The 8,326-nt window shown below is 72.3% G+C and carries 11 protein-coding genes and 1 pseudogene; 5 read left to right on the top strand and 7 right to left on the bottom strand.

Going from position 1 to position 8,326, the window contains the following annotated elements:
- A pseudogene (locus GXW76_RS26070) lies at positions 1-274 on the top strand (hypothetical protein); the annotation flags it as partial.
- Between the two features lie 312 nt (positions 275-586).
- On the top strand, positions 587-724 hold the full coding sequence (locus tag GXW76_RS24125) for a hypothetical protein (RefSeq protein WP_211864696.1): 138 nt from the start codon (positions 587-589) through the stop codon (positions 722-724).
- Between the two features lie 15 nt (positions 725-739).
- Here the strand turns inward: GXW76_RS24125 and GXW76_RS24120 are convergent, their stop codons facing one another.
- The gene (locus tag GXW76_RS24120; protein ID WP_211864695.1) at positions 740-1,117 is read right to left on the bottom strand and encodes a hypothetical protein; all 378 of its coding nucleotides are present in this window, start codon (positions 1,115-1,117) and stop codon (positions 740-742) included.
- 132 nt (positions 1,118-1,249) lie between these two features.
- Here GXW76_RS24120 and GXW76_RS24115 point away from each other — a divergent pair, with 132 nt between their 5' ends.
- On the top strand, positions 1,250-1,858 hold the full coding sequence (locus GXW76_RS24115) for a pyridoxamine 5'-phosphate oxidase family protein (protein ID WP_211864694.1): 609 nt from the start codon (positions 1,250-1,252) through the stop codon (positions 1,856-1,858).
- A 193-nt stretch (positions 1,859-2,051) separates the two neighbouring features.
- Here GXW76_RS24115 and GXW76_RS24110 read toward each other — a convergent pair whose 3' ends face one another.
- The 4 genes from GXW76_RS24110 to GXW76_RS24095 form a co-directional block, all read right to left on the bottom strand.
- Complete coding sequence (locus GXW76_RS24110; protein ID WP_211864693.1) at positions 2,052-2,564, bottom strand: GNAT family N-acetyltransferase; 513 nt, start codon at positions 2,562-2,564, stop codon at positions 2,052-2,054.
- Positions 2,561-3,247 carry a DJ-1/PfpI family protein gene (locus GXW76_RS24105; RefSeq protein WP_211864692.1) on the bottom strand — a complete coding sequence of 229 codons (687 nt, stop codon included), beginning with the start codon at positions 3,245-3,247 and terminating at the stop codon, positions 2,561-2,563. Before GXW76_RS24105 ends, GXW76_RS24110 begins: the two co-directional genes overlap by 4 nt.
- A 304-nt stretch (positions 3,248-3,551) precedes the next feature.
- Positions 3,552-4,145 carry a TIGR04282 family arsenosugar biosynthesis glycosyltransferase gene (locus GXW76_RS24100; RefSeq protein WP_246514671.1) on the bottom strand — a complete coding sequence of 198 codons (594 nt, stop codon included), beginning with the start codon at positions 4,143-4,145 and terminating at the stop codon, positions 3,552-3,554.
- A gap of 44 nt (positions 4,146-4,189) precedes the next feature.
- Positions 4,190-4,900 (bottom strand): TIGR04283 family arsenosugar biosynthesis glycosyltransferase, encoded by a 711-nt coding sequence (locus tag GXW76_RS24095; RefSeq protein ID WP_246514670.1) that lies wholly within the window; start codon positions 4,898-4,900, stop codon positions 4,190-4,192.
- An 87-nt stretch (positions 4,901-4,987) separates the two neighbouring features.
- On the opposite strand from GXW76_RS24095, the gene GXW76_RS24090 reads away from it, so the two are divergent.
- Both GXW76_RS24090 and GXW76_RS24085 read left to right on the top strand, forming a co-directional pair.
- Positions 4,988-6,124 carry a PA0069 family radical SAM protein gene (locus GXW76_RS24090; protein WP_211864690.1) on the top strand — a complete coding sequence of 379 codons (1,137 nt, stop codon included), beginning with the start codon at positions 4,988-4,990 and terminating at the stop codon, positions 6,122-6,124.
- A gap of 124 nt (positions 6,125-6,248) precedes the next feature.
- Complete coding sequence (locus GXW76_RS24085) at positions 6,249-6,905, top strand: putative adhesin (protein WP_211864689.1); 657 nt, start codon at positions 6,249-6,251, stop codon at positions 6,903-6,905.
- 25 nt (positions 6,906-6,930) lie between these two features.
- On the opposite strand, the gene moaB is transcribed toward GXW76_RS24085, so the two are convergent.
- Positions 6,931-7,470, bottom strand: a complete 540-nt coding sequence (gene moaB, locus GXW76_RS24080) for a molybdenum cofactor biosynthesis protein B (RefSeq protein WP_211864688.1) — start codon at positions 7,468-7,470, stop codon at positions 6,931-6,933.
- Positions 7,471-7,532: 62 nt separating this feature from the next.
- The coding region (locus tag GXW76_RS24075; RefSeq protein WP_211864687.1) for a creatininase family protein at positions 7,533-8,326 on the bottom strand (794 nt) is incomplete at its 5' end.

Below are 8,326 nucleotides of genomic sequence, written 5' to 3'. Positions count from 1 at the left end.
GCCCATCGCGGCCAGCGAGCCGGCGCCCCCCGCGCCGGCCGAGACTGCGCCCTCCGCGCCGGCCGAGACTGCGCCCCCCACGCCGGTCGAGACTGCACCCTCGGTCCCGGCGGAGCCCGTGGCCGAACCGGCCCCCGCCGTCGCGCAGCCTGAGGCCGCCCCCGCCGAGCCCGCGCGGGTGGAACCGGTCGTCGGCGCCCCGGTGCTGCCCAAGGTGCTCGACGCCGAGGCCGAGACGACAGGCCCGAAGCGCCGGGGCTGGTGGCGGCGCTGAACCGCCGCGCGGCGCGGTAGGGCAGATCCCGATCAGGTGGAATCGCCTGATCGGGTGAAGACGCTCGCTAGAGCAGATCCCGATCAGGTGGAATCACCTGATCGGGTGAAGATGCTCGCAAAAACAAAGGCCTGGAGCGGTGTTCGTGAGCCGAGGCGAACGGAAACCGCTCTAAGACATGATCTGGAGCGGTGAAGGTGAGCCTTGGCGAACGGAAGCCGCTCCAGGCGCCGGAGGCGGGGCGGTGCCCCGCCTCGCGCGCCGCTCCGGTGCTCCATAGGTAGCCGGGCCGCCCTGACCGCCTTCGATTTCATGAACGCCCGGCAGGGCCGCATCGGTGCGCCGGACGGAAGTTCGAATACCGGCCGCGCCGAGGAAGTCGTCGAAGCCGGCTACCGCAGCACGGCCGGGACACTGCCGGGGGCCCGCACCTCCCCGGCGCGGGATTGACGCGCCAGCGGCCCGCTACCCTTCCGCACGCCGCTCCGCCCGGCGCAGCACGGCACACAGCCGCGAGAAGGCCAGCCAGAAGGCGCCATGCTCCGGCGACTGCTCCGGCCGGCCGCCGAAGGCGGGCTCGCCACGGCGGAGCAGGGGCAGCCGCGCCTCGAAGCGCCCGCGCATGTTCTCGAGGAAGGCGCCCGAGGCGAGGAGGTATTGCTCCAGCATCTCGGCGGCGAGGTCGATCTCGGCGCGCGCCTCGCCCTCCGTCGTGAAACGCTTGAGGCCGCGGCTCTCCTCCGCCAGTGCGAGGTGCAGGCGGTGCAGTTCCTGCAGGTGCCGGGCGATCCTCTGGCGCGTCTCGCGTTCCGCCTCGCCGTTGGCGGGGTTGGTCTGGGTCATGGACGGCCTCCGCGGCCAGCATGCCGCGCAGGCATGAAGCCCGCGTGAATGCGGACGGGGTGCGCGGTCCTCCGGCTGGCAGCCCCGCTCCGCACGGCCTATCCGGTCCACGGAAATCCGGGAGGTCGCGCGATGCGGATCGAAACCATCGAGGCGCTGGAGGCGCTGTACGGAACGCCCAACCTCGCCTCCACCGCCAAGGTGGCGGACCGGGTGACGCCGCATTACCGCACGCTGATCGAGGCCTCCCCCTTCTGCGTGCTCGCGACCGCGGGGGCCGATGGGCTCGACGCCTCCCCGCGCGGCGACGCGCACGGCCTGGTGCGCATCGCGGACGACCGCACGCTGCTGCTGCCCGACCGGCGCGGCAACAACCGCGTGGACAGCCTGCGCAACATCCTGCGCGACCCGCGCGTCGGGCTGCTGTTCCTGATCCCGGGCTCGGGCACGACGCTGCGCGTCAACGGGCGCGCGCATCTCTCGGTCGCCCCGGACCTGCTGGCGTCCTTCGCGGTGGAGGGCGCGGCGCCGCGCTCGGTCATCGTGATCGGGATCGAGGAGATCTATTTCCAATGTGCCCGCGCCGTGATCCGCGCCGGGCTGTGGGATGCGTCGCGCCAGGTCGCGCCGGGCAGGCTGCCGACACCGGGGCGGATCCTCGCGGAGATGAGCGGCGGGGAGACCGGCGGGGAGGCCTATGACCGCGAATGGCCCGCGCGCGCGGCGAAGACGATGTGGTGACGGCGGGTGCGGGGGCGGGCCTTGCCCTCCCCCGGTCCCCCACCCACCAAAGGCCGAAAGGCCTTTGGGAACCGGAACTTCAATCGGAATGACGGGTGAGATGCACGGCACGCGCTCCCTCGGTCACCGCCGAGATCCAGTCTGGGATCCTTGGTGGGGGAAGGCCCGGAGGGAGGGCAAAGCCCCTCTCCGGCTACGCGCGCTCCATGACGTATCGCCGCGCACGCAGTCCGAACACCTCGACCTCCCGCTCGAAGGCAAGCCCCGCCTTCTCCAGCACCCGGCAGGACGCGAGATTGGCCGGCGCGGCGTAGCCCACGAGCCGCGACAGGCCCAGCGTGCCGAACGCCACCTCCCGCGCCGCCCGCGCGATTTCGGTCGCGATCCCCCGCCCCCAGGCCGCGCGGCCGAGCATGTAGAGCACCTCCGTCTCGCCCCCGAGATCCGGCAGCAGCCGCAGCCCTCCATGGCCGAGCAGCGCGCCGCTCGCGCGGTCCTCCACCGCCCAGGGTCCGTAACCGATGCCGCGCCACTGCGTCGCGAAGTCCGGCACCAGGCGCGCCGCATCGGCCCCGGCCGTCGCTGCGCGCGCAACGCCGCCTGGCATGTGGCGCATCACCTCCGCATCGGCGCGGATCGCGGCATAGGCCGGGATATCCGCCGCCTCGAATGGGCGCAGGACCAGCCGATCGGTGGCGAGGATCACGCGAGCCTTGCGGCGACGCGCGCGACCAGCGCCTCGCGCTCGGCGCGCATGCCGGCGCCGCGCGCCTTCGCACGCGCCAGCACCTCGGCCGGTGCCGTCTCCGGCGAGCCGGCGGCGAAGGGCGGCGCCGGCGCGTATTCGATCTGCAGCTGGATGGCCTGGGCGACCTCCGGCGAGACCATCTCCGCCACCAGCGACAGCGCGAAGTCGATCCCGGCGGTCACGCCGCCCCCAGTCACCACGCGGCCGTCGCGCACCACGCGCCCGTGCTCCGGAACGGCGCCAAGCGCGCCGAGGAAATCATGGCTCGCCCAATGCGTTGTCGCGCGCACGCCCTTGAGCAGCCCCGCCGCGCCCAGCACCAGCGCCCCCGTGCAGACGGACGTCACGAACCGCGCCCCCTTCGCCTGCGCGCGCAGGAAGCCGAGCACCTCCTCGTCCTCCATCAGCGCCGCGACGCCGGGGCCGCCAGGGACGCAGATGACATCCAGTTGCGGGCAGTCCGCGAAGGCGGTGTCGGGCAGCATGGTCAGGCCGGTATCCGCACGCACCGGATCGCGCGTCTTCCACACCAGGTGCACCTGGCCATCCGGCACGCGGGAGAACACCTCGAAAGGTCCGGTCATGTCGAGTTGCGTCAGGCGCGGGAACAACAGCAATCCGAAGCGGAGCGGCGCGGTCATGGCATAGGTTCCTCCTGGCGGTGCGCAGGCTGGCATGGCGCGCCGGGCGCGGCCAGTGACGGCCCACCCGGACGGGGAACGGGCGTGCGCGCATGCGGCGTGACGGAGGGGGGCGCTGCCTCCCTCCACCCCCCGCCAAAGGCCGAAAGGCCTTTGGAAACCGGGACTTTGAGCGGGGAATTCGGGGAGGCACGAGGATGCGCCGGTGATGCCCCTCCCCGAATTGCCCGGCGATCCTGGGGGGTTCCAAGGGCCTTAAGCCCTTGGCGGGGGAGCGCGAGGGGGCGGCGCCCCCTCGCATCCCCTACCGCCTCGCCGCTGCGCCCAGCGCCACCAGGTCCTCCGCCGTGTCCACGTCCCGCAGCCGCCGCACGAACGCCACGCGCCGGCCGCCGAAGTTGCGCAGCGTATCGGCGAGCGCGTGTTCCGTGGACCACCGTACCCCGGCGAAGGGCCTGGCGGGCCGCCGCGGCCCCATGCCGACCAGCCAGTAGCCGCCATCCTCCGCCGGCCCGAACACCGCGTCCGCGCGGCCGAGCGCGGCGAAGCCGGCCGCGATGTCGGCGGCGCGGATGCCCGGGATGTCGCTGCCGGCCAGCAGCACGAAGCGGAAGGGCCGCATCGCGCGCTCCATCCTCTGCCCGAGGTCGCCGCGCGGCTGGGCCACGCGCCGCACGCCACGCGGCAGCAACCCCACCCAATCGGCCCGCGCGCCCGGCGGCGTGACGGAAACCAGAGTTCGCCAGCGCCTGTCCCGCCCGACGGCGCGGGCGGTTGCGGCGAGTGTCGCGACATGGAAGCGCAGCGCGGCGCGCGCGCCGATGCCGGCGGCGAGCCTGCGCTTCACAGCGCCGAGGCGCGGCGCGCGCGCGAACAGGATCAGGACGCGGAGATTCATGCGCCTGCCAGGAAAGCGCATCCCCGTCCCCCGGCAAGGCCCCTTCAGCGCCGGCCGGCGTAGAACCGCGCGATGCGCTCCGGCGGCACGCCGGCGAACCACAGCACCAGGCAGGCGAGATTGCGCGCCGAGCGCCGGTGCCAGCCCTCCCGCCGCCAACGCTCGGCGGAGGTGACGAAGGCCGGGTCCAGCGCCGCCAGCCGGGCACGGCCGATGCGGCGCGCGAGGTCCACATCCTCCATGATCGGGATCGCGCGGTAGCCGCCGAGGCTTTCGTAGAAGGCGCGGGAGATCAGCAGCCCCTGGTCCCCGTAGGGCAGGCCGAGCGCACGGCAGCGCCAGGCGACGGCGCGTTCGAGCCTGCGCGCCTGCGGCGAGGCATCGTCCAGCGCGAAGCGGAAATGCGCGGCGCGGAAGGCATTGGCGGGGTCGGCGATGAAGGCCTCGGCGGCCTCGCGCCAGCCGCGGCCGGGCAGCGTGTCGGCGTGGATCACCAGCAGCCAGGGCGCGGTGACGGCGGCGGCGCCGGCGGCAAGCTGGCTGCCGCGCCCGCGCGGCGTGGCGATGACGCGGGCGCCCGCTGCCTCGGCGATGGCGCGCGTGGCGTCGGTGCTGCCGCCGTCGGCGACGACGACCTCCGCCACCTGGCCGGCGAGGGCGGCGAGCGTGCGGCCCAGGCCGGCAGCGGCGTTGAGCGTCGGCACCAGGACCGCGAGTTCCCTTCCCGTTCGCATCTCCGACTCGGTATGGTTCATAGCGGATTAACCAAAAGTTCCCTTTTTGTTCTTGACGGTCACGGCGCCTCCCCGCAGGATACGCATGAACGAAATGGGAACATGGTCATGCCGGACGGCACCCCCCATCTCTCCGCCCATGCCCTTCCTCCCCTGGCGCGCAAGGGTCGCGGCGCCGGCCTCAATCCGGCCGTGCGCTTCGAACGCACCGCACGGGAAGCCTTCGACGACGGCTGGGGCACGCTCGAAGCCACCTTCGCCGAACTCCCACCGCTGCCGACGACGCTGACGCCGGACAGGGCGAGATCCGCCCTCGCCTGGAACGACAGCCCGGACATCGGCTTCGACCGCGCCATCAACCCCTATCGCGGCTGCGAGCATGGCTGCGTCTACTGCTATGCCCGGCCGTCCCATGCGTATCTCGGCCTCTCCCCCGGCCTCGACTTCGAGACCCGCCTGCTGTTCAAGCCCGAGGTCGCGGCGCTGCTGGAAAAGGAACTCCGCAAGCCCGGCTACGACCCGAAGCCGATCGCGCTCGGATCCAACACCGATCCCTACCAGCCGGTCGAGCGCACGCTGAAGCTGACGCGCAGCGTGCTGGAGGTGCTGGACCGCTTCAACCACCCCGTCACCATCGTCACCAAATCGGCGGGCGTGCTGCGGGACCTCGACATCCTGACCGCGATGGCGAAGCGCAGCCTGGTGCGGGTGTGCCTGTCGGTCACCACGCTCGACAACCGCCTGGCGCGCATCATGGAACCGCGCGCGGCCTCACCAGAGAGGCGGCTCGCCGCAGTGCGGGACCTGGCGGCGGCGGGCGTGCCGGCGGCGGTGCTGGCCGCGCCGATGATCCCCGGCGTGAACGACGCGGAACTCGAGACGATCCTCGAACGCGCGGCCGCGGCGGGGGCGACCAGCGCGGGCTACGTGCTGCTGCGCCTGCCGCTCGAGATCAAGCAACTCTTCGAGGATTGGCTCGCGCGCCATATGCCGGACCGTGCGGCGCGGGTGCTCTCGCTGATCCGGCAGACGCGCGGCGGCGCGCTCTATGACAGCCGCTTCGGCGTGCGCCAGAAGGGCACCGGCGTCTATGCGGACCTGCTGGCGCAGCGCTTCGCGGTGGCGTCGCGGCGACTGGGGCTGGAACGGCGCGGCGGCGGCGTGGGCGCGCTGGACTGTTCGCAGTTCAAGGTGCCCGAGGTGCCGGGCGCCGTGCCAAAGGCGGCGCAGCTCGCCCTGTTCTGATGCACCATTCCGCGGCTTTGGCCCGGCGGCCGACAGATGCTATCGTGCTGAAAATGTAATGTCTGCACGTGGCGCGCCGGTCCCCGGCAGGCAACGTTGACGATCGCGCGGGAAGGAGGCCGTCATGGGTTCGTTCGCCAGCGTCGCAAGCAGCTGGTGGCGTCACGTCACCAACGACATCAACTCGAGCCCAAGCAGCGCCTTCACGGCAGGCGGCACGCCCGTCACGACGCTCTCCTCGCTCTACATCGTCGGGGATACGAAGAACGCGACGGAGTGCTTCCTCAGCGGCCATGGCGGATTGTTCGAGGGCAACTACTTCGTCGACAATACGTCCTTCCGCGTGCCGGCCGGCATCACGGTGCAGTTCTACCAGCAGCACGGCGCGACGCTGTCCTTCAGCACCAACGCGCTGCGGCTGACCGGCGGCCAGCCGCTCAGCCAGCCGGGCGCGAACGACCTCGCCTATACGGGTGGCGACGATTGCCCGAACTACATCCTCTCGAAGGACCAGGGCCGGCACCTCGGCAATTACACCGACGAGCAAGTCGATGCCTGGAAGATGACCTATGAGGGCGCGCAGGAAGTCTGCGCCGAGCTCGGCGTCGTCATCGTGCTGGTGCGCAACCGCTGGTTCCATGCCGGCATGACGCTCAAGAACGTCGTCAACGACGTCCACAAGGCCGTCCCGGGGATCACCACCTTCAAGTGCCTGTTCTGCCGGGTGGACGACAATTCCACCGGCGACGACTGGAACGCCCGCACCGGTGTCGCCTCCTGAGGCGAAGGCCGGTGCGCCGTCCGCGTCACGCCGCCTTCAGATGTTCCTTCAGCCGCGGCATCAGTTCGACCAGGTTGCAGGGCCGGTGCCGGCTGTCGAGCTGCCACTTCAGGATGTCGTCCCAGGCGTCCTTGCAGGCCCCCGTCGAGCCCGGCAGCGCGAACAGGTAGGTCCCGTCCGCCACGCCGCCCAGCGCGCGCGACTGCATCGTGGAGGTGCCGATCTTCTGGTAGCTCAGCATGCGGAAGAGTTCGCCGAAGCCTTCGATCTCCTTCTCCAGCACGCGCTTGAAGGCCTCGGGCGTCACGTCGCGGCCGGTGATGCCAGTGCCGCCGGTGGTGATGACGCAGTCCACATTCGCATCGGCGATCCAGCGGCGCAGCACCGCCTCGATCAGGCCGGCATCGTCCTTCGCGATCTCCCGCGCGACGCAGTGGTGGCCGCCCGCCTCGATGCGCTCCTGCAGCGCGCGGCCGGAGGTGTCGGTCGTCATGTCGCGCGTGTCGCTCACCGTCAGCACGGCGATGTTCACCGGCAGGAAGAGGCGTTTCTCGTCGATCGGCATGGCGGCGTCCTCGTCTTTCCCCCTCACCATGGGGATGCCGCCGGGGCGCCGCAACGGGCGGGTCAGCGCCCCTGCGCGGCGCGGATCTGCGCCACCGCCGCGGCGATGCGCATGGGCAGCATGGCCTCCCCCCGCGCGGCGGAGGCACGGGCGGGATCCCCGCTCGCGCCCAGGGCCGCCACCTCCTCCCGCCGCGCCGGCAGGCGGGACAGATCGACCCCCGGCGGATGGATCGCCATGAGTTCGGAGGTATCGCCGATGCCGGCATGGGTGCCGATGCTGGCCTCGGTCTCGCCCTGGCCGCGCAGCCAGGCATCCTGCTCGGCGATGGCAGCATACCAGCGGTCCACGGCCAGCACGCGCGTGCCCTCCCGCCGCCATTCGGCGGTCAGTCGTGCGGCGAGAGCGGATTGCGGCCGCTGGCTCGCGCCGTTCTCGGCCAGCAGGCAGATCAGCCGGAAGCCGGTCGCGCGCATGCTGCGGGCGATGCCCTCCAGCATGGCGGCGAAGGCCTCGTCGGTGACGCCGATAGTGCCGGGGAAGCGCAGGTTGCCCTCGGGCGGGTCGAGCCGGCCCTGCGGCGCGAAGGGCAGCACCGGCACCACCAGCGCGTCGCCGAGTTCGCCCGCGATCCGCTGCGCCGCATACCGCACGATATGATCGTGCTTGCCGAGGATCATGTGCGGCCCGTTCTGCTCGACCCCGCCGCTCGGCACGATCACGGTGCGCCGGCCGGCGGCGATGGCGTCGCGGACCTCGATCCAGGTCATGTCGGCGATGTCGAGGCTGCCCGGCAGCCCGCGCGGCGCCGGCGCGCCCTGCCCCGTGGCGGCGGCCGGCAGCGCCCCGAGCAGCG

Origin of the sequence: Neoroseomonas soli (genome assembly GCF_018129065.1) — a bacterium.
GTDB lineage: Bacteria > Pseudomonadota > Alphaproteobacteria > Acetobacterales > Acetobacteraceae > Neoroseomonas > Neoroseomonas soli.
The sequence above is the reverse complement of the archived record's forward strand: the minus strand, read 5'-3'. Positions and strand labels throughout refer to the sequence as shown.